The 617-nt window shown below is 80.1% G+C and carries 2 protein-coding genes; both read left to right on the top strand.

Annotation, left to right across the window (positions count from 1 at the left end):
• A partial coding sequence (locus DZG00_RS16240) for a GNAT family N-acetyltransferase (protein WP_147360104.1) occupies positions 1-191 on the top strand: 191 nt, incomplete at its 5' end.
• On the top strand, positions 188-617 hold a 430-nt coding region (locus DZG00_RS16235; protein WP_233550181.1), incomplete at its 3' end, for an alpha/beta fold hydrolase. The genes DZG00_RS16240 and DZG00_RS16235, both read left to right, overlap by 4 nt.

The raw sequence follows: 617 nt of genomic DNA, 5'->3' as shown, positions 1-617 counted from the left end.
TCGCGCGCATCGGCTGGCGCGCGTACGCCGGGAACGCCGGATCCGCCGCCGTCGCCCGCGCGCTCGGCTTCCGCTTCGAGGGGATCGCCCGGCTCGGCGCCATGGGCCGCGGCGGCCGCGAGGACGACTGGCTCGCCGGGATCCTCGCGACCGACGAGCGGACGCCGCAGCCGTGGCCCGTGCTCGCGTGACGGATCGGACCCCGCCCGGCGCCGGCCTCCTCGGCCGCGACGTCACGGTCACCACCGCCGACGGACGCCGCCTGCGCGCGATGGTCGCGGGCGACGGCGACGACCTCGTGGTGCTCGAGGCGGGGCTCGGCGGGAGCGGGCTGACCTGGGGGCCCGTGCACGGGATCCTCGCCCGGACGCACCGCGTCGTCGCGTACGACCGCGCGGGCCTCGGCGGCAGCGACCCGGATCCCGCGCCCCGCGACCTCGACCGGCTCGCCGACGACCTGGAGGCGGTCGTCGCCGCGTTCCCGCACCGCCGGCTGGTGCTCGTCGGGCACAGCTGGGGCGGGCCGGTCGTGCGCGTGGCGGCGGCGCGGCGCATCGCGCGCGGGCTGCCGACCGCGGGCGTCGTGCTGGTGGATCCGAGCGACGAGCGCGCCCGCG

The organism is Clavibacter lycopersici (assembly GCF_003576405.1).
GTDB lineage: Bacteria > Actinomycetota > Actinomycetes > Actinomycetales > Microbacteriaceae > Clavibacter > Clavibacter lycopersici.
The sequence above is the reverse complement of the archived record's forward strand: the minus strand, read 5'-3'. Positions and strand labels throughout refer to the sequence as shown.